The sequence below is a fragment of the Mesorhizobium sp. B1-1-6 genome (assembly GCF_006443035.1).
Classification (GTDB): domain Bacteria; phylum Pseudomonadota; class Alphaproteobacteria; order Rhizobiales; family Rhizobiaceae; genus Mesorhizobium.
The window spans coordinates 264661-283276 of the sequence record NZ_VFWR01000006.1 but is presented as its reverse complement, the minus strand read 5'-3'; the positions used below and the strand labels follow the sequence as shown (position 1 = coordinate 283276).

Below are 18616 nucleotides of genomic sequence, written 5' to 3'. Positions count from 1 at the left end.
CAACAGGAACTTGGAACCGTGAATTCTCTGATTGGAATCGGCGAAGTCTTTGTCATCAACCTCGCACTGTCAGGTGACAATGCCGTCGTGATCGGCCTTGCCGCAGCAGGCCTGCCGGGGCAGCAACGCAGAAAGGCTATCCTTTTTGGGATACTTGCAGCAACTCTACTTCGCTTATGCTTTGCCCTTATCGCAAGCCAGATGCTCGATGTGTTCGGGCTGTTGTTTGTCGGCGGCGTCCTGCTTGCGTGGGTATCTTGGAAGATGTGGTCCGAACTGCGCCAAGACAACAAGGCTCACTGCCTGAATAACGAGGGACACCCGGACAATGTGCCTTCAAAGACGCTGTTTCAGGCAGTCACCCAGATCGTGATTGCCGACGTGTCCATGTCGCTGGACAACGTGTTGGCTGTTGCAGGAGCCGCAGGCCAGAGCACGACCGTACTCGTTGCGGGACTTCTGATGTCTATCGCACTGATGGGCGTTGCGGCTACGTTTATCGCCGATGTGCTGAACCGATGGAGGTGGCTCGGCTATGCTGGTGTAGCCCTGATTGCTTATGTCGCCGTCACAATGATTTGGCAGGGCTCCGAACAAATGTTGAGCTCCGGGATACTCGGAAACTCGTTGTAACCCACCGAGCTGGCATGCCTCCGGTCAACGAGCAGTTGGCTCAACCTCGCTAGCGTCGGCATCGGCATGCGTCAGCAGCACGGGTGCAAAATGGACCGCGACATGGTGCCATATGTTACGCCGGATACCAAAGTTCATTCAATTTCCATGCCTTTCCTTCGTCTTGAAGCTTTATCAAATGCGCATCCACATTGCGCTGCGCAGCCCGCATCAGCTTGGGGTGCGCGTTGCGGTATAGTGCATCCGAAATCTGCTTTACCGACATACCATCGACGGTCAGCGATTTTAGGATCTCTTTTTCGCGGGTCTGCCTTCGTTCCAAAAGGTCACAGACATGTGGCAAGGGTTCGAACAAGGCTGGCCCGTGCCCCGGCAGATAGACCTTGTCTGATCGGTCGATCATAAGCTGCAGACTGACGAAGTATGCCCTCATGTCACCAAGGGGCGCCGAGACAACGGTGCTCGACCATCCCATGACGTGGTCACCGGTAAAAACGGTCCCATCGGGACCACAAAAACATAAATGATCAGGAGCGTGGCCCGGAGTGTGGAGCGCGGTCAGATCTGCAACGACGTCACCATTCGTGATCGCGCGGTCGGGGATAAAGTCCGTGGTCGGGTTTTTCCCGAAAGCGTATGTGGGGACACCAAGCGCTGCTTTCAGCATCGGTAGGGCGCCGATGTGATCATAGTGGGCGTGACTGACCAGGATCCCGGCCGGTGACGTCTTAATCGCCGCGATCACCGCCGCGACGTGACCAGCGTCATCTGGTCCTGGATCAAGAACGAAAGTGCCTTCAGGACGATCCAGGAGGTACGTGTTAGTGCCGTGGTAAGTCATAGGCCCAGGATTTGGTGCCACAACACGGCCGACACCGGGCAGCACCGGCATGTAGATCCCGCGAGGGGGTTCCGATTCCGTAGAAAAGGGCATCAAGGTTTTCCCGAGGCAAGCGAGTTGCCGAATATGATGTCTAACGCACCGTATCGCGCGTTTCGCTGAGGTTTGGCTGCCTGAGGTACTTGTTACCCAACGTCAAGTCCGACAGTTCGACACCCTTCTCGTCTACCACCTCAAAGTGCAAACAATTCTTCATCCCCTCCTGGCCTCCTGGAGCCCCAGCTTTGCGCGGTTTGGGTTTGAAACCTGGGGAGTGTGGAAACAACGTCCTCACCAAATCTATTCTCCGAATATCCATCATTCTCAAAGCTAAGGAATAGCTCCAAAATTGCCAGGTTTTGACGACCGCAATATCAATGCTTTAGCGTCGGCCTCGCTTCGGGCAGCTTTGCGGCTCGCACGCCTCGCAAACAAAACTCAACTATGCCATCGCCCCGTGCCCATCCGGTGAAGACCGCAGGTGGCTTGAGCCTGTTTCTAGAAATTTGATCGGAGCGCCACGACTGCTTCTGCGGCTCTATCGCACAGTTTCGCCGTCTCGCGATCGGGGAGATCGGCGCGGCATCCCTCACCACAGTCCCGTCGGCTGCCGACGGCCAGATGAAGCGGCCGCGTTCAAGCTTCTTCGTGAACAGGCAAGCACCCTGGCCGATGCGCGGAATTCCCTTCTGGTTCTTCCTGACCGCCACCCTCTATGTGAGCCTTGGGATGGTCTGGGGCACTCGAGCTGCCGTTCGACATTTTCGATCGGCCCGGAATGTTGCGACGCTGGAATGGTTGTAGAATTCGGCTTTCGTAGTGCCATCGCCATCATGGTGGCTTGAGGACGTTTGCCTTCGGCTTCTGCCTGCCCGGTTTCGCCTTACATTCCTTGGCCCTCGGCTTCTTCAGCTTTCCCGGTTTTCCTTCGGGCTTTCCAGTTCGAGGCGCGATAGCGGGCCGTGGTTGTACTCGTGCGTCACCCGCTGAACGGTCTCCTTCTGCGCTTCACGAGGCCGGCGCTTTCGACTGCATGGCCATGACAAAGCTCCTTCCAAACTCGGTTTTGCCTTTGCCGTCGATGGCTGGACGTGAATTCTATGGAAGAACGGAAGCTGCCCTCGGCGCCTCACCAGCGAATGACGATCACCTTATCTCTCCCGCCGCCCAGTTGGATCGCCTCGGTGCCATCGGACTTGCGGCTACCAATTTGAGCGTCGTCAACGATTTCTACCGCAGTAGGATTCATGCCAAAGGCTTCGTCCACTTCGGCGCTGCAGACCAGCGTCTCCGGCGGTAAATCCTTGATCTGCTCTAAAAGCTCGCGAACGGTCATTTCGCACCTGTTTCATGGAAGTGGAAGACACAGATCGCAAACTGCCCCCCTCGCGAAATGTTCCTCCTGCACGGCGAATATCCCCGCAGGCGGAGCTGATGGCATCGCTCAGCCGCTCAGCGGATCTTGCGGGCGACGAGGTGATGAAGGATCCGCTTGGGAGCATCACCTTTGCCCCTTCGTTTGCTTATGGCTGCCCCTGGCCGCCGCCGGACCCGTAGATATTTCCGGTTGCGAAGCTTGCATCGTTGGCTGCCAACTGCACATAGATGGAGGCCAGTTCCGCCGGCTGACCCGGCCGTTCCAACGCAGTTGTGCTGCCGAATTTCTTGTATTTTTCCTCCGACGCGCCGCCGCTTATCTGCAGGGGCGTCCAGATCGGTCCCGGGGCCACGCCGTTTACGCGAATACCCTTAGGTCCGAGCTGCTTCGCCAACGACTTCACGTAGTTCATAGTCGCGGCCTTGGTCTGAGCGTAGTCGTAGAGCTCGGGCGAAGGATCGTAGGCCTGTTCCGAGGTCGTTCCGATTATGCAGGATCCTGGCTTCAGATGCGGCAGCACCGCCTTGATGATCCAGAACGGCGCGTAGATGTTGGTCTTCATTGTAGCGTCGAAGTCCTCGCTCGTTATGTCGAGGATGGAGGGTTTCGCCTGCTGCCGGCCGGCATTGCAGACGACGATATCGAGCCCGCCGAGCTGCTGCAGGGCGTCGGCAACCAATTTCTGGCAGAAAGCCTCCTCCCGCAAATCGCCGGGAAGCGCGACTCCGGTCCTGCCGGCATCTCGTATAAGTTGGATCACCTCACTCGCGTCGGGCTCTTCCGACGGATAGAAGTTGATCGCGACATCCGCTCCTTCGCGCGCATAAGCAATAGCGGCGGCCCGGCCCATACCGGAATCGCCTCCCGTGATCAGAGCTTTGCGACCCGCAAGCCGGTCTGAACCCTTGTAGCTGGTCTCTCCGTGGTCGGGTTTCGGCTTCATGTCGCGTGCCAGGCCGGGCCAGGGCTGCGTCTGTGCTTCGAATGGCGGCTTCGGGTACTTGGAGCGGGGATCTTGCATCGCGGGTCCGTTCTCTGAGATTTTGGTCGTTGTTTGCTGGGCGCTGGCCGTACCCGAGACGCCGGCCGCTATTCCGACTCCTGCTGCCGCCATGACTTCACGTCGGGACAATGAACGGGGACGGTCTTTGGTCATTCGACTTCTCCGAGGCGCGTGAAACGTCCGAACCGCCTCGGCCTGATAAGGTTCCTTGGTCCGATCGAGAGAGCCCGAGGAGGGCCGCCATGTCATCTTTTCTCCACGGGATGGCGAATTTTCTCCACGGGATGGCGAATGGCTGGGCGGCTGGTTGCGCAGGAGGTCCGATTGACCGCGAACCCAAGAGCTCTCAATGCCCGAGATAAGGAAGCAATGGAGCAAATCATCGGCTATGACAGCCGAAATTACCTCGACTGGAGATCGGCAGTGCGTACGAGGCGATCCTGCTGGCGTTGTGGGCCCACAGAATTTCGCCTACCCAATTGACCGCTAGCAGAGTTCTTTGCCCGTTAGCGGCAACGCATCTTCGTCCAATGATTTGAGCCGGCCGATCCGGAGCTCGCGGCTGGTGATTGATCTAATCGGTCTGCACGAGCGACATAATTTCACCTTTGACAAGCGCCTGGGGATTACGCGGCCTCTTCCGTCTCAGCGTAATTGACGGGAATCTGCAGGTATGACGGGTCGAGCCGTCGAGCCCAGTTCCTCTCAGCATCGAGCAGTTCATCCTCCTCAGTCAGGCCGTTCATAAAGAGCCTGAGGACGTGCGCAGCAATGCGCGCTGCTTCGTTCGAAGCAGGGGCTACGCCGCGCTCTTTGCAGACGGAGTGACAAACGTGGGCAAGCATAACAATATCGCTCGGCCCCAAAAAACGACCAGGATACAACATACCGTTCTCTGCTCAAAAGCTACTGATGGCTACCGGTTACGCAAGGTTACCAGCAGTTACAATTAACTATGATAGTCATGCACCTCGACTTTGCGAAACATCCATTGCGCCCTCGAAAGGGCGTCAGGTACCAGCAGCACTGAGGCCGAGCCGGACGCTGGGCTGATCTGGCTGCTCGGGAGAATGTGAGAGAGCCTGAAAACTTGGACGAAGTGAAGCCGCTGGACCCGGGAGCGGCAGTCCCGTGCGCTCTGTGGCCGCGGCTACCAATGCGATCAAAGCGTCCGTCATCGATCCTTGAATGCCGGCCGATCGCGCAAGCTCCAAACATTGGCGTCCGGTTCAAATGTCGCGCCGACCACCCGCTCCTTCTCCTCCGGCCCAGCGCCGGCGCCGCTCGACCGAGGTGATCACTTCAATCTGATGCTTCGTCATAGGGCTACTCCTAGTGCTGGCACTAGAACTTGCAGCCCTTCAGCCTATGTCAGCAAGGCTGCTTCACCGGATGGGTACCGGGTTTCCAAAGAGGACATTCGTGCTTCTCGCGGTCGCTCGCCTCGCCATGTGTATATCGAGAAGAGATCGCCGCGATCCCCTATTCATTTCACCTGCACTTCGTCATTCCCGTATGGACCGGTATGTCGTCGATCATCGCGCAGCGCTGGAACGGACGAAACTGAGGCAGGGGGTTATGTCCGGGTAGAGGGCGGCCTGCCGGCATGCGGAACCCGAACACATAGTTCGATCCAATAGCTGGCCCTGACTTTCAGTTCCACACTACGCGCCGATGAATTGAACCGGAAGAGTCCGGCCGCGTTGTTGGGAAATCGAAACTAATCCTTGGAGGAAGAAATGGCCGCTACTCAAACAACTCGCGGGCGCAGCCAGGACCGCGCAAAGGTCGCTGGTGGGCAGAATCATGAGGTGAAATACGAGGCGGGCAAGAGTGGGGCAAGCAAAGCCGACGTCAAATCGGCCGTGAAATCGGTCGGCAACAGTCGCAAGAAGGTCAAGGACAAACTCGGAAAGAAATGAGCCACGGCAAATGGTTCGGATTGCCACCTTCAATGTGAACGGTGTCAATGGACGGCTGCCCGTGCTCCTCAAGTGGCTCTCGGCCACCAACTACGACATCGTCTGCCTCCAGGAACTAAAAACGTCCGACGAGAAATTTCCGATCAAGGCCATCCGCGAGGCGGGGTACGGCGCCATCTGGCATGGCCAGAAATCCTACAACGGAGTGGCCATTGTAACTCGAGGGATGGACCCGGTTGAACGCCGGCGCGGCTTGCCTGGCGATCCTGATGACACTCACAGCCGCTACATCGAAGCCCAGGTGGACCGGCTCGTTGTCGGCTGTCTCTACGTGCCCAATGGGAATCCAGCGCCTGGTCCCAAGTTCGACTACAAGCTGCGCTGGTTCGACCGCTTGATCAGCCACGGCCAGGACTTGCTCAAAGCGGGAGCGCCGACAGTGCTGTGTGGAGACTACAACGTCGTTCCAACTCCGATTGACGCCGTGGTGCCGCGACGATGGCTCGGCGATGCGGTTTTCTTCCCCGAGAGCCGGCAAGCCTATGCCGAGATGCTTGAGGATGGCTGGATCGATGCGGTCCGGCGCATCCGCCCGGAGAAGGGGGTCTATACTTATTGGAATCACACCTATGGCGGCGGCTACGACAAGAGTTCTGGCCTGCGAATGGACCATCTGCTCGTCAGTCCATCGTTGTCGCCCAGGCTTCGCGATGCCGGCGTGGATGTTGGGACGCGAGGGTGGGAAAAGCCCAGCGATCATGCGCCGGCTTGGATAGAGCTCGACTAGTCGATTTTGACGGGGCCAAGTTCAGATGTCAGCAGGTTCACGCCTTTGTCCGAAACTTGTCGCATATTTCGGACATGTCCTTGGTTGAGCCTGACAGCAATTTCCGTTCGCGCGTGCTTGCACGGATCGAGTCCAAACCCGACGAGGTATGGACCCGCCGACTTTGCAGACTTCGGTGGAGGCATCGAGAAGAGCCTCAACGGTGGCAAACAGGGTCACACTCGACCTCGCCGTCTTTCCAACCCACGCGCCGCCTTTCGTGCGACCCTGAGGTCATCGAGAGTTGGCTGCCACCAAAGCGCGTCACCAATCTCCGTCTTGGTTCGCGAGGGCCAGGTCTTGATGAGCTCATCGAGGGCGGCGGGACGCCACCGACCCCAGACATAGTCATGGTGGTCTGGAAAGTCGGCGTACTGGGTACCAAGAATGTCGCCATCGACGGGCTCGCCATCGCACCCGATGAAGACAATGACACCGTAGCCCCGTGTCATTACCGGCCGGCCAAGCGGCGGAAGATCGTTTGGATCCAGCGGATAGCGCCTGCGGCGGCGTTCCGTGGCATGGGCGCGAGACGCCAGTTCTTGCGGAGACCCCTGCCTCTGCGCCGCGCGCTGTTTTCGCGCTTCGGGCTCGTTGCGAAGAGCGGCAGCCTCAATTTCCGCCCAGCGTCGATGCAGTTGTTCATAGGAGCGATATGGCACTTTCCAAGCGTGCCTGTCGGGATCCCAGGACGCAAACGGCACGTCGCGCATCACCTTCACCACCGAGCGAGAATATGGTGTTTGCACCTCCAGCCGATCCTGGTGCACGAACAGGTACTTGGAAACGATAGGATCGAAGGCGTAGGCGTCGCGTCCTCTGCTGTCAGCATGCACGCTCGATCCGGCGAGTTCTTGCTCCATCCAACGATTGACGCGCCGAGCTGCGGTCTTTCCCGGGACAAACCAGGCCTTGAGTTGATCGCTCCAGCGGGCCCGGGGAAAACTCTTCCGGAAGCGTTCGACGGTGGTCCGATCAAAGGGGAAGGACGCCGGCACGCCCGTTGAGACATTGTCATTCGAACCTGATCCATCCGTTCTCTTCATGATCATGGAGCCTTCACCGCATCTCTGACAGGAGAACGCTTTACGAAAGCGCAAGTGCCCTTCGCGCCGATGTCGGCAAGAACTCCCAGATTGCAGGAGGCGAACGGACCTTTGCTTACTTCGCTAGGGCCTGGGCGATAGCGCGATCGGCGATCCAGCGCGCAATGCAACAGGATCTGCGCTTTTCGTCCGGAAGCCCGAGAGGCCGATCAAGCTGGATTTGCACCAGCTTTCTTAATTCGAGACCGAAATCGAAATTCAACAGTGCCAATTATGTGGACCTTCTCGAGCACAGACACCTGACCGTTTCCATTCATCGCCCAAGGCCAGTTTATCGCTGGAAAGCCAAAGTGCGGGAATTCAGGAGAAATGGCCGCTGGATGCGTTTTTTCTGAAGGGGGTTGTCGAGGGGAGATACCCATGGCTGCACCAGTCTGTCGGCGCTGCCAAATTTGCAGATCGCATCCAGGACCTTTCCAACGACATTCCGGAGCTATGTGACATTATGGAGGCGTTGCTTGCCGCCCGACAGAAACTTCGCGAGCAGTTCACGGTGCTGCATGAAAGGTTGTTGTCGATCGTGAAGGATGACACGGTTCTGCAGGCGGTTGATGACCGTGCCTGGCATCGGCCCTGTCGTTGCGCTGGCTTTCAATGCCACGGTCGACGTTCCTGCACGCTTCAAGAACTCGAAAGCCGTAGGTCCGGCTCTCGGGTTGACGCCGCGGTTGCATCAATCAGGCGAGGACAATCGCGTCGGACGTGTTTCCCTGTGCGGTGACGCCATGATGCGGACGCTGCTTTATGAAGCCGCGCAAGTCTTGCTGACGGTGGTGAGAAAGTGGTCATGGCTGAAAACTTGGGCGACGAACATCGCCAAACGTCGAGGCCGGCAAAGGGCGACCGTTGCCCTTGCTCGCAGAATGGCTGTCATCATGCACAGAATATGGTCCGACGGCGGTGAGTTCCGCTGGGCGCGAGAGGAAGCGACGGGGGTGATATAGCCGGGTCCACCAAACGAAAGGGAGAAGATCCGATAACGGGATCCGCCAAGGGCGGATACATGTCCTTCGCGGGACGGAGGATGAAGAGAGGACGTGCCGGGACTCGTTTCCACCGCGGCAACGTGGTGAGAACGCTGTTTAGATTGTCCCCTTCATTCCAACTGATCCCATGCTGGGAGGGCCAAAGCGCCGATCCCGAAGAGAAGCAGGGCCTCGCGAAAGACATCAAATGCCCATGGTAGAGGAAGCTTGAAAGCGATTGACTTCAACACACCGAATAGAGAAGTCCCGGCATTTGCTGGAGCGGATTGAGAGTGAAGCGCTCGGGCTGGGAAGCTCATGGCTTGCAGATGAACTCGTAGGGGGTGAGACTTTGAGGGTTTCGAGTCTGCGACCGAAATTGTAGGCCGCGACCAAATCGGCAAGATGCCGACGCAGTTGGGCGTGATCGTGGTTCTGGGATGCCGCACCGAGCCGCAGCGTGTATGAGAGGCGCTCAACATCGCGTCGGCCGCGCCGCGCTTGGCGGTTTGTGTCTTCTGAGCGGGGAGCGGCTTTCGCTTGGGACGAAGGCAGCGTGATGCTGATCATCGCCGCCGCGCTTCGGTCGCCGATGACGCATGATCATCAGCAGCACCAGCATCGCCACGATGATCATCATGATCGGCATGCCAATGACCATCGCCGCGGTCGGTTGGTCCGTGTGGGGTACATTGGCGCTCGGCTACGCGCCGCCGATCACCATGACTTTGGGCTGGCTGGCCAATGCGAATGCAGCGAATGAGCGCTGCACCCGTTCTAAATCGAGGCCGTCGGCAATGATGACCAGCCGCGATGTGCGGTCTTGGCTCGGCCACGCCTCCATATGTACAGGAGGATGAACGAGATGCTGCACACCGTGGACCGCGACCGGGCGGTCTTCACCTGCGATGTTCAGGATGCCCTTCACCCGAAGGACACGCTCTCCATGTCTGTTGAGCAGCATGGTGAGCCATAAGCCGAACGCGGTCCAATCGACTTGCTCGTCCCAGACCAGGACGCAGGATGCGATCGCCGCTTGATGCGCCTGTCCGGCGGCAGTCGCCAACACGGCAGCCTCCTCGCAGAAGAAGCCTGACTGCGATTGCAGCTGGCTTGCACGGGCTACAGTCTCCTGCTCGAACAGATCTCGTGCGCAGAACCCGGAGCGGACATTCAGTATCGGGGCATCCGGATTGATGCGCTCCAGCCGATCTGCAAGTCGCCCGATTTTGGCGTCGTCAGCGAGATCGGTCTTGGTCATGACCAGCCTGTCGGCAATGGCCACCTGACGATTGGATTCGATATATCGGTCGAGGTTGGCAATCCCGTTCATGACGTCGACGGTGGTCACCACATTTCCCACGATGAAATGGTGCTTCAGCATCGGATCGGATTTTAGCGTCGAAAGAATCGGAAATGGGTCAGCCAGCCCCGTACTTTCGACCACTACCTGCCGGAACGGGGATATCTGGCCTCGCTCCCGCTTCGAATATAGATCGCGGATCGCGTCGGCCAGTTCACCGCGCACGGTGCAGCACACGCAGCCGGACTGAAGCAGTACCATGGTTTCGTCAATTCGTTCCACCAAGTGGTGGTCGAGCCCAACCTGGCCGAATTCATTGATGAGCACGGCCGCGTCCGATAGATCCGGGTCATCAAGCAACCGTTTCAGAAGTGTGGTTTTGCCCGAGCCGAGAAAACCTGTCAGCAGGTGGACCGGGGTGAAAGGCGGTAGTTCAGCCATCGCGACCGGCTTCGAAGCTTGCGATGACATCGGCCTCCAACGGATCGCAAGTCCTGCCCGAAAGACGCTCCGCAGCCTGCCATAGGTGTCCGAGATCGTTGATGATCTCGGTCTTGCCCGTTCGCGTTGAAATGACAAAGGCCGTCCCCTGCCAGTCCGCCAGCCGCATGCCGAAGGAGGCCAGGATGAGATTAGCTATCCTGACGCGATTGGCGCGCTCACGGCGCCGGTCAACGTTTTCGACGTTGCGCGTGTAAACGCCGGGCCGGGCCACGGCATCGGTCCAATGTTCGTTGCTGCCTAGAACGCCGCATAGCGAGCACATGATCTGCTCCTTGGATGACCGTCTTCGGAGACCGTTTGACCCCGACAGGGCCTTACAGTTCCTCTGTAGGTGGTTGCCCTGCCTGGCGATGCCAAGTCCCCCCTGCCTGGTCTACCGCAGGCTTCGACCAGAAGAAGAACGCGGTCTCGGAAATGCCGAGGCCGCGTTCTTCTGTCGAGGAACTCAAGGGGCCGGGATCGGCTTAACCTTGTTTGGCTCCAGCCAGTCCTTGGTCGGCTCACATTTTCCGCAATTGATGCCGGGCAAATTGTCGGCGTAGGTCACGTCGGGCAGATCCTTGATGGTTGCGCCCGGCGTGGGCGTACTATCTTGCACCGACTTCAAGCTGAGTTCGGGCAGCAGATCGCCGTTCAGCGAGGTGTCGATGAAGAGCGGTGGCACCTTGTCGGCAGGGAAGGTGTTGCAGCCGTCAACGAAGGTCTCACCCTGGCAGAGCTTCACATCCTGCGGCTCAACCCATGGCAGCGGATATTCGATGTTGTTGGCGGTTAGCTTCTTCTTGCCGGTCACGACTTCCATCATGAGCTTGAAGGCGTAGCCGCCAACGGCCGGACCCGCGCTCGAGGAAACGCCTTTCAGGCCCTTGGCCTGCATGGCCGGATCCGCCATCGCCAGGCGATAGCCGTTGTTGGACTGGCCGGCAATCACGACCAGCTTGTCGGGACGACTGTTGATGACGGCCTGCAAAGAGCCAAAGGTGCCGTCAACCGTCCAGATGCCGTCGACGTTGGGGTGCGCGGCCAAGATCTTGGCAACCTCCTCCTGCGAGGTCGCGTCGTTCCAGTTGCCATAGAAATCGCCGACGATCTTGATGTCGGGATATTTCTTGAACACGCCATAGGCCTGTTCGTCATAGGTCTTGGTCACGGTCGTGCCGGCGACGCCGTGGTTGAAGATCAGCTCTCCCTTGCCGCCCATCTGGTTCACCATCCACTGCGCCGTATTGGCGCCGTAACGGGCGGTGATGTTGGAGACGTTGTGCGCGCAGGACTCCGTAACCGTACTGTCGTAGGTGAACACCACGACGCCTTGATCGCAGGCTTGCTTGATGGTGCGGTTGAGCGCAGTCGGCGAGAGCGGATACAGAAGAATGGCGTTGGCGCCTGCCGCGATCATGCTCTGGAGGTCAGATATCTGCTTCTGCACGTCGGTGCCGGAGATAATGGTCTTGAACTGTACCTGCTTGTCGTAAGGCGGGGTCGAAGCCAGTGCCTTGATGCCGTTGGCGGCGCTCGCCTGCCAGGTGTTGCCGCTGTAGCTCATGTTCAGGAACACCTTGTAGGTATCCTGGGCATTCGCGCTGGATGTCCCCAGACCAAGCAACGTGGCGGCGATGGCCGCCCGGCCGTAAGTCAGTCTACGCGAAGCGTTCTTCATGTTCTTTCTCCCATTTGAAGCGACCGCCGACTAACGGCTTCGCAGATTGAGCCGCCCACGCTGGAGCAGCAAAGCGATGATGATGATCCCGCCCTGCACCAGGTCGCGGAATCCCTGCGAGAGGCTGAGCGTGGTGATGACGGTGGACAACGTGCTGAGGAAGAGCGCGCCGGCAAGAGTTCCGAGATAGATGCCGGAGCCACCGGTGACCCGTGCGCCGCCGATGACGACGGCGGCGATGGAGGGCATCAGCAGCGCATTGCCCATGTCAAGCGTCGCGCTCGAGGAATAGCCGGCCAAGAGGATGCCGGTCATTCCGGCACAAAGGCCGCTGATGGCATAGACCGCGATGGTGAGCGCGGCGATCGGCAGGCCCAGCACGTTGGCCGCGCCAGGGCTGCTGCCAATGGCGTAGAGCTTGCGGCCTTCCGCGCTCTTGTTCTGGAACAGCCAGGCGAACACCGCAAAGACGATTATGAAATAGACGGGATAGGGTACACCCAGCCAGCGGGAGCTCATGAACTGCTGGATCGCAGGAGCGACCGATTGTTGCGAATTGCCCGCGGTGAAACCCAGCGCCACCCCGAAGAATGTGATGCCGGACGCCAGCGTCACGATGAAGGGCGGGATCTTGGCAATCGCCACACCGATGCCGTTGATGAGACCGATGCCAAGACAGCACAAGAGGGTAAGCGGAATGGCGTACAGCAGCGCGTCGTTGCTGCCGCGCGTAAGTTCCGCGATCATCATGCCGCCGACACCGATGACCACGCCCAGTGACAAGTCGATGCCGCCCAGAAGGATCACCAGCCCCTGCCCGAACGAAGCGACCACCAGGAAGATGGCGGTAACCAGTATGGCGGTGAGCTGGTCGAACGAACCGAAATTGGGACTGGCGATCTTCGTGCCGATGACCAGCAGCGCCGTGGCGGCGAACACGGTAATCGGCGGCACAAGGTCCGATGAGACAAGTGCGCGGCGCGCGCTCTGCGCGCCGTGCTCGGACGTCTGTGCGGGGGTCGTAATGTCCTTGTCGGTCATCAGGCTTCCCTTCTCGCGGATCGGCGCGCCAAATAGGCGGAGGCTTGGCCGAAAAGGATTGCCAAGATCATGATAAGTCCGTTGAAGATGTTGGTGTAAAAGTCAGCCACGCCGAGCGCGAACAGCATCTTTTGCAGCACCGTCAAAATACCTGCACCGGCCAGCGTGCCGACCACCCCGCCGCGACCGCCGAACAGGGACGTGCCGCCGATCGCGACCGCCGCGAACATGAACAGCAAAAAGGAATCGCTGATGCGTGGATCGCCCGAACCGATCTCGGCGCTGAAAACGAAGCCGGCCATGGCATAGAACAGGCCGGCGGCCACGAAAGCGAATAGCCTGGTGGCGCGGATATTGAGCCCCGAGAGCCGCGCGGCCGTCTGATCCGTGCCGACCGCGTACATTGCTATACCCATGCGCGAATGCTTGAGCAGAAACCAGAAGACGAGCACCAGCACCAACAGGATCGCCGGCACGGGAATGCGTAGAATGTCGCCGGTGATGCCATAAGCGATGGATTCCACCACCTCGCCGCCAGGTGCCGGAAGGATGAGGAGCGCGATGCCTTGGCATGCGATCAGAGAACCGAGCGTCACGGCGAGCGACTGCAGTCCAAAATAGGCGACCAGTATGCCGTTGAGACCACCGACCACGAGGCCGACCAACAGAACCAGGCCGAAGCTGCCGAGGGCGCCCGCATCGCCGCCACTCACCGTCGCCACCACCACATTCGCGATGGCGATCACACCGGGGCCCGAAAGGTCCAGCTCGCCGCATACCACGACGAGCGTCAGTCCCGTTGCGGCGAGGGCGAGTACGATGGCGTTGTTGAGGAGGTTACCGATGCCGAACAGCGAGAGTGCCGAAGGCTCGTGGGCGGCATAGACGGCGAACATGACGATAAGCAGGCCGATGGCGGCGACCGCTCCGTTGCCCAGAATTGTCAAGCGGCCGCGAGGCGTATCGGATGCCATCGTTACGCCCCTTGGGCGGCAGGCCGCCGCGACCCGTCGCGATAACCGGATGCCAGCGACAGCATACGGTCCTGTGAGAGATGGTCGCGACCCAGCTCGCCGGCAATCGAATTGCGGTAGAGAACGAGGCAGCGATCACAGAGCTGAACGAGTTCGTCCAGTTCAGTCGAATAGAACAGGATCGAGCCGCCATCGCGCACGAACGCGCGCATCATGGCGTATATGTTGCGCTTGGCGCCGACGTCGACACCGCGCGTGGGATCGAACAACAGCAGGCACCGCGCGCCCGTTATCAGCGCCCGCGCCAGGACCGCCTTCTGCTGGTTACCGCCCGAAAGCGCGCCGACGTTGAGGGGCAGGAGCTGCTTCGAAAGGTTCACTGCCGGGGTTACCTGTTCCACCAGCCGCAGCTCGGAAGATCTGTTTACGAGCTTGAATGGGCTCACCTTGTCTATCACCGGCAGCGAGATATTCGCCTGCGTGGTGAGATCGTGAAACAGTCCTTCGGACTTTCGTTCCTCCGGCACCAGCACCATGCCGAGCCTACGCGCCGCGCGAGGCGAGCCGACCGAAGTCGCCTTGCCTGCGATCGAGATCGTGCCCTCCCGCAGCGTCGACAAGCCCACCAGCGACTTGAAGAGACTGGACTGCCCGTGCCCCTCCAGGCCCGCCACACCAAGAATCTCGCCGGGAGCCAGCGAGAAGCTGATATCATTGACGCCAGGGCCGATCAGGTGACCGACCTCCAGCGCCGGCGTGGCGCCGACGCGAACCGCCGACGGCACCTTCTCCGCGGCTTCAACCACGGAGCGACCGGCCATACTGCTGAATATCGCTTCGTCGCTCATGGATTCAACATCGCTTTCCAGCACCTTGCGGCCGTTACGCAGGATAACGCAGCGCTGGCACAGGCGGCGGATCTCGTCGAGCTTGTGGCTTATGTAGAGCACTGACGTGCCGCCACGAACAGCGGCATCGACCAGCTTGAAAAGCCATTCACGGTCGGAGAGCGCGGCGGTCGCTTCGTCGAGCACCAGCACGGCCGGGCGGTGCCGCAGCGCACGCACGATCTCGACCTTCTGGCGCATGCCGAGCGGCAGATCCTCGACCAGCCGCCGGGGCGCGATATCCGTCACGTCATGGGCTTGAAGAATCTCAGCCGCCTCACGCTCGATGTTGCGCGCCGACACCAGACCAAGGCGGTTGAGTGCCGGGCGCGGCAGGAACAGGTTCGCGGCTACTGACAATGTCGGAATCAGGCTGAGTTCCTGGAAGGCGGTTGCTATGCCGGCCAAGCGGGCGTCGACAATGCCCTGCGGCTTGAAAGGAGCGCCGCGCAATTCGATGGAGCCGGTATCAGGTGTGACGACGCCACTCAGTATCTTCACGAGTGTCGATTTGCCGGCGCCATTTTCGCCGAGCAGACCGCATACTTCGCCGGAGCGCATTTCAAACGAAATATCCTCAAGCGCAATCGTGGCACCGTAGCGCTTGGACACGGATCGGAAATCAAGGACGTTGTGCGTTCTATCCTTCATTCCACCTCTTCCCAGTCTTCCCTGTTTGGTCAGACCAAGATTGGAGCTAGCACGCCTTACCCGCCATGACAATTAAGAAAACTTGCAAGAAAGCTTGAATTTTCAGCACATTTGGTCTGACCGGAAATGGATAGTCGAAAAGTGGTGCGAAGGCACCAACTCCACCATCAATTCTGCTGTTTCCAGCAGAATTGATGGGCGCTGCCATCGGCGAGATGACACAGAAAGCATAATCAATCCGATCTATCGGGTCTGACCATTCAAGCGAACCGGGCCGGAGACCGCGCGGCGGTCCCGGCATAGTACGCCGAAGCCGCTCAGGATTTGGGACGTGCCTTGCCGCTGCGCGGGAAGCGCTTGCCGAAATCGGCCGCGATCTCTTCCATCTTGACGAACTTCACGCCCTCGAAGCCCTTCATATAGTCATGGAGCCGTTCGTGCATCTTCAGCACATGCGGCTTGCCCGACACGTCGGGATGGATCGTCAGCGGGAACACGGCATAGTCGTAGTTCTCGTAGATCCAGTCGAACTGGTCGCGCCACATCTGCTCGATATCGCGCGGGTTGACGAAGCCGTGACTGTTGGGCGAGGCCTTGATGAACATCATCGGCGGCAGGTCATCGAGATACCAGGATGCCGGTATCTCGATGAGATCGGTCTCCTCGCCTTGCGAATACGGCTTCATCCAGCTGGATGGATGCTTGGAATAATCGATCTTCGTCCACTGGTCGCCGACCGTCACATAGTAGGGGTGATGGTCGTTATGCATCAGCGAGTGGTCGTAGAGCAGCCCCTTCTGCTTCAACAGCTCATTTGTTTTCGAGCCGAACTCCCACCAGGGAGCGACATAGCCGCGAGGCGCCTTGCCGCAAAGCTTGGTGATGAGGTCGACGCACTTGTTGAAGATGGCCTCTTCCTGCTCGGGCGACATGGCGATCGGGTTCTCGTGGCTGTAGCCATGCATGCCGATCTCGTGGCCAGCGTCCGCCACTTCCTTCATTTCGTCCCAAAAGCTCTCGATGGAATGACCGGGGATGAACCATGTCGTCTTGATCCCCCACTTTTCGAACATCCGAAGCAGCCGGAGGCTGCCGACCTTGCCTGCGAAGGCGCCGCGAGAGATGTCGCAAGGGCTGTCCTCACCGCCGTAGGAACCCAACCAGCCGGCGACAGCGTCAACGTCCACTCCGTAGGATACAAACATTTCTTTCGGCATCTCTCTTCCTTTCGTTGTTCATGTCCCCGGCCGAAGGGCGTCTAGGGTAGTTGCGAGGGTGGAAGACCGGCCCGGCTTCCCGCCATGCTGATATGTTTGCGCATGTAGTAGTTGGCGCCATCGGGATCGCCCATGGCAATCGCCTCCAGGATGCGGTCATGCTCCTGCACCGCGAACAGCAGATTGCCCCGCCGCTCGGTGGGCAGGCGCTGGCTCTCCAGCAGCACGCTCGCGAATGTCTGGTGCATGTCCACCAGCAGCTTGTTGCGCGAGATGCGCATGATGAGGTTGTGGAAATCGAAGTCCGTCTGCGCGTAGGAATTGAGGTCCTTTTCGCGCGCCGCGTTGCGAAAGGCGGTCGTGCATTCCTTCAGGTCGGCGATCTCCTGATCGGTATGGGTCAGCGCCGCGAGCTCGGCCGCGTAGGATTCGACGATGTAGCGGAACTGATAGACCTCGCTCAGCGAATAACGCGCCGCGAAGCGCCAGGACGGAGTTGCCGGTGCGCCGGAAGGGTCGGCACAAACGAAGCCCCGCCCTCCCTCGCGCGCAACGATCTCGCCGATGGTGGCGAGGATCGACAGAGCCTCGCGCAGCGTGGCGCGGCTCACATTGAGGTCGCGGGCCAGGTCGCGCTGCGGCGGCAATGTATCGCCTGGTCGCAACCTGCCGTCGCGGATCATCGACTGCAAGGCGGCCACCGTTGCCTGGGCCACACCGCCGCTGGCTTCCCGGCGCTCGCGCCGCAGGTCGGGCGGCTGTAAGGCCGCCGTCTTTCCATCATCACTAAGATTGCGTTTCATCATGGCTAGGCCCCAGCGTCAGCAGGAATTGTCGCCACATAGCTAGAACAAGATACATTTGGATGGAACCATTCAGCCCGCGGTTGATCAGAGCATGACATCGCCGCCGTTCGGATTCATGGTCGCGCCGATGTAGTAAGCGCCCTCCTCCGACGCCAGCAGCACGGCGGTGGGAGCGATTTCGTCGACATGGCCGGCGCGGCCGATCGGCAGTTCGCCGAGCTTGCGCTTCTTCCATTCCTCCGGCAGCGCCTTGAATAGCTCCGTTTCGATCGGGCCGGGACAGATGGCATTCACGGTGATGCCGTCGCGCGCCACCTCATAGGCGAGCGAGCGGGTGAAGCCGATGACACCGGCCTTGGCGGCCGCATAGTGCGCCATTTCCGGCGCGCCCTTGTGACCGAGCTGCGAGGCGATATTGATGATGCGGCCGAACTTGCGGGAAATCATCGGCTTCAGCACCGCGCGCGTGCAAAGAAAGACGCTGCGCAGGTTGACGGCCATCATCTGGTCCCACATGCCGGTGCTCATTTCGGCGACGACAGACGTCGTGTCGATGCCGGCATTGTTGACCAGTATGTCGATATGGCCGAGCGCCGCCTCCACCTTCTTGACGGCTGCCTCGACCTGCGCCTCGTCGCTGACGTCGGCCGCGACGGCGAAGGTCCTTGCACCGAAATCAGCAAGGGCGGAGATGCGCGCCTCGGCGGCCTCGAGTTTCAGGTCGAGAACGGCCACGTCGGCGCCCTCGCGCGCGAAGGCCGTGGCAATCGCGCCACCGATGCCGCGTGCGCCTCCCGTGACCAGTGCTTTCTTTCCAGCGAGACGTCCTGACATGCTTGGTTTCCCATTTCCTGGTTGAT

17 protein-coding genes and 1 pseudogene are annotated in these 18616 nt (G+C 59.7%); 4 read left to right on the top strand and 14 right to left on the bottom strand.

The window, feature by feature from the left end:
• Positions 1 to 18 precede the first annotated feature (18 nt).
• Positions 19 to 633: a TerC family protein gene (locus FJ979_RS14685; RefSeq protein ID WP_140560019.1), complete on the top strand. Its 615-nt coding sequence runs from the start codon at positions 19 to 21 to the stop codon at positions 631 to 633.
• A 115-nt stretch (positions 634 to 748) separates the two neighbouring features.
• Here FJ979_RS14685 and FJ979_RS14680 read toward each other — a convergent pair whose 3' ends face one another.
• The 3 genes from FJ979_RS14680 to FJ979_RS14665 form a co-directional block, all read right to left on the bottom strand.
• Entirely contained in the window at positions 749 to 1525 is a 777-nt protein-coding gene (locus tag FJ979_RS14680) for an MBL fold metallo-hydrolase (protein ID WP_210239517.1), read from the bottom strand.
• Between the two features lie 1117 nt (positions 1526 to 2642).
• Positions 2643 to 2849 carry a sugar phosphorylase gene (locus FJ979_RS14670; protein ID WP_140560021.1) on the bottom strand — a complete coding sequence of 69 codons (207 nt, stop codon included), beginning with the start codon at positions 2847 to 2849 and terminating at the stop codon, positions 2643 to 2645.
• 187 nt (positions 2850 to 3036) lie between these two features.
• A complete protein-coding gene (locus FJ979_RS14665) occupies positions 3037 to 4047 on the bottom strand; it encodes an SDR family oxidoreductase (RefSeq protein WP_140555432.1) in 1011 nt (336 codons plus the stop codon).
• 1586 nt (positions 4048 to 5633) lie between these two features.
• Between FJ979_RS14665 and FJ979_RS14655 the strand changes: the two genes are divergently transcribed.
• On the top strand, positions 5634 to 5816 hold the full coding sequence (locus FJ979_RS14655; RefSeq protein WP_140523303.1) for a DUF3606 domain-containing protein: 183 nt from the start codon (positions 5634 to 5636) through the stop codon (positions 5814 to 5816).
• Positions 5817 to 5826: 10 nt separating this feature from the next.
• The gene (xth, locus tag FJ979_RS14650; protein WP_140560023.1) at positions 5827 to 6603 is read left to right on the top strand and encodes an exodeoxyribonuclease III; all 777 of its coding nucleotides are present in this window, start codon (positions 5827 to 5829) and stop codon (positions 6601 to 6603) included.
• A 215-nt stretch (positions 6604 to 6818) separates the two neighbouring features.
• Here xth and FJ979_RS14645 read toward each other — a convergent pair whose 3' ends face one another.
• Complete coding sequence (locus tag FJ979_RS14645) at positions 6819 to 7694, bottom strand: hypothetical protein (RefSeq protein WP_224704885.1); 876 nt, start codon at positions 7692 to 7694, stop codon at positions 6819 to 6821.
• Between the two features lie 559 nt (positions 7695 to 8253).
• Between FJ979_RS14645 and FJ979_RS14640 the strand changes: the two are divergent.
• Positions 8254 to 8692: pseudogene (locus tag FJ979_RS14640) on the top strand (transposase); the annotation flags it as partial.
• Between the two features lie 496 nt (positions 8693 to 9188).
• Here the strand turns inward: FJ979_RS14640 and FJ979_RS32545 are convergent.
• From FJ979_RS32545 to fabG, 10 genes are all read right to left on the bottom strand, one after another.
• Positions 9189 to 9362: a hypothetical protein gene (locus FJ979_RS32545; protein WP_181167739.1), complete on the bottom strand. Its 174-nt coding sequence runs from the start codon at positions 9360 to 9362 to the stop codon at positions 9189 to 9191.
• 54 nt (positions 9363 to 9416) lie between these two features.
• Entirely contained in the window at positions 9417 to 10457 is a 1041-nt protein-coding gene (locus FJ979_RS14630) for a GTP-binding protein (RefSeq protein WP_140581788.1), read from the bottom strand.
• Positions 10450 to 10782 carry a hypothetical protein gene (locus FJ979_RS14625; protein WP_140523295.1) on the bottom strand — a complete coding sequence of 111 codons (333 nt, stop codon included), beginning with the start codon at positions 10780 to 10782 and terminating at the stop codon, positions 10450 to 10452. Before FJ979_RS14625 ends, FJ979_RS14630 begins: the two co-directional genes overlap by 8 nt.
• Before the next feature lie 183 nt (positions 10783 to 10965).
• Entirely contained in the window at positions 10966 to 12180 is a 1215-nt protein-coding gene (locus FJ979_RS14620) for a sugar ABC transporter substrate-binding protein (RefSeq protein ID WP_140581785.1), read from the bottom strand.
• A 30-nt stretch (positions 12181 to 12210) separates the two neighbouring features.
• Positions 12211 to 13221: an ABC transporter permease gene (locus tag FJ979_RS14615; RefSeq protein ID WP_140581782.1), complete on the bottom strand. Its 1011-nt coding sequence runs from the start codon at positions 13219 to 13221 to the stop codon at positions 12211 to 12213.
• Positions 13221 to 14117, bottom strand: a complete 897-nt coding sequence (locus FJ979_RS14610) for an ABC transporter permease (RefSeq protein WP_181171880.1) — start codon at positions 14115 to 14117, stop codon at positions 13221 to 13223. Before FJ979_RS14610 ends, FJ979_RS14615 begins: the two co-directional genes overlap by 1 nt.
• An 80-nt stretch (positions 14118 to 14197) precedes the next feature.
• Positions 14198 to 15733: a sugar ABC transporter ATP-binding protein gene (locus FJ979_RS14605; protein ID WP_140581777.1), complete on the bottom strand. Its 1536-nt coding sequence runs from the start codon at positions 15731 to 15733 to the stop codon at positions 14198 to 14200.
• A gap of 317 nt (positions 15734 to 16050) precedes the next feature.
• Complete coding sequence (locus FJ979_RS14600; protein ID WP_140560027.1) at positions 16051 to 16950, bottom strand: polysaccharide deacetylase; 900 nt, start codon at positions 16948 to 16950, stop codon at positions 16051 to 16053.
• 41 nt (positions 16951 to 16991) lie between these two features.
• Positions 16992 to 17756, bottom strand: coding sequence for a FadR/GntR family transcriptional regulator (locus FJ979_RS14595; RefSeq protein WP_224704886.1), 765 nt, complete (start codon positions 17754 to 17756; stop codon positions 16992 to 16994).
• 84 nt (positions 17757 to 17840) lie between these two features.
• A complete protein-coding gene (fabG, locus tag FJ979_RS14590; protein WP_140523280.1) occupies positions 17841 to 18590 on the bottom strand; it encodes a 3-oxoacyl-ACP reductase FabG in 750 nt (249 codons plus the stop codon).
• Positions 18591 to 18616 lie beyond the last annotated feature (26 nt).

Coding starts and splice junctions, on each gene's coding strand:
- FJ979_RS14625 (WP_140523295.1), bottom strand. CDS start 10,782: ATGTGCTCGCTATGCGGCGTTCTAGGCAGCAACGAACATTGGACCGAT.
- FJ979_RS14620 (WP_140581785.1), bottom strand. CDS start 12,180: ATGAAGAACGCTTCGCGTAGACTGACTTACGGCCGGGCGGCCATCGCC.
- fabG (WP_140523280.1), bottom strand. CDS start 18,590: ATGTCAGGACGTCTCGCTGGAAAGAAAGCACTGGTCACGGGAGGCGCA.
- xth (WP_140560023.1), top strand. CDS start 5,827: ATGGTTCGGATTGCCACCTTCAATGTGAACGGTGTCAATGGACGGCTG.
- FJ979_RS14600 (WP_140560027.1), bottom strand. CDS start 16,950: ATGCCGAAAGAAATGTTTGTATCCTACGGAGTGGACGTTGACGCTGTC.
- FJ979_RS32545 (WP_181167739.1), bottom strand. CDS start 9,362: ATGCCGATCATGATGATCATCGTGGCGATGCTGGTGCTGCTGATGATC.
- FJ979_RS14645 (WP_224704885.1), bottom strand. CDS start 7,694: ATGATCATGAAGAGAACGGATGGATCAGGTTCGAATGACAATGTCTCA.
- FJ979_RS14610 (WP_181171880.1), bottom strand. CDS start 14,117: ATGTTCGCCGTCTATGCCGCCCACGAGCCTTCGGCACTCTCGCTGTTC.
- FJ979_RS14605 (WP_140581777.1), bottom strand. CDS start 15,733: ATGAAGGATAGAACGCACAACGTCCTTGATTTCCGATCCGTGTCCAAG.
- FJ979_RS14680 (WP_210239517.1), bottom strand. CDS start 1,525: ATGCCGGTGCTGCCCGGTGTCGGCCGTGTTGTGGCACCAAATCCTGGG.
- FJ979_RS14615 (WP_140581782.1), bottom strand. CDS start 13,221: ATGACCGACAAGGACATTACGACCCCCGCACAGACGTCCGAGCACGGC.
- FJ979_RS14670 (WP_140560021.1), bottom strand. CDS start 2,849: ATGACCGTTCGCGAGCTTTTAGAGCAGATCAAGGATTTACCGCCGGAG.
- FJ979_RS14655 (WP_140523303.1), top strand. CDS start 5,634: ATGGCCGCTACTCAAACAACTCGCGGGCGCAGCCAGGACCGCGCAAAG.
- FJ979_RS14665 (WP_140555432.1), bottom strand. CDS start 4,047: ATGACCAAAGACCGTCCCCGTTCATTGTCCCGACGTGAAGTCATGGCG.
- FJ979_RS14630 (WP_140581788.1), bottom strand. CDS start 10,457: ATGGCTGAACTACCGCCTTTCACCCCGGTCCACCTGCTGACAGGTTTT.
- FJ979_RS14595 (WP_224704886.1), bottom strand. CDS start 17,756: ATGATGAAACGCAATCTTAGTGATGATGGAAAGACGGCGGCCTTACAG.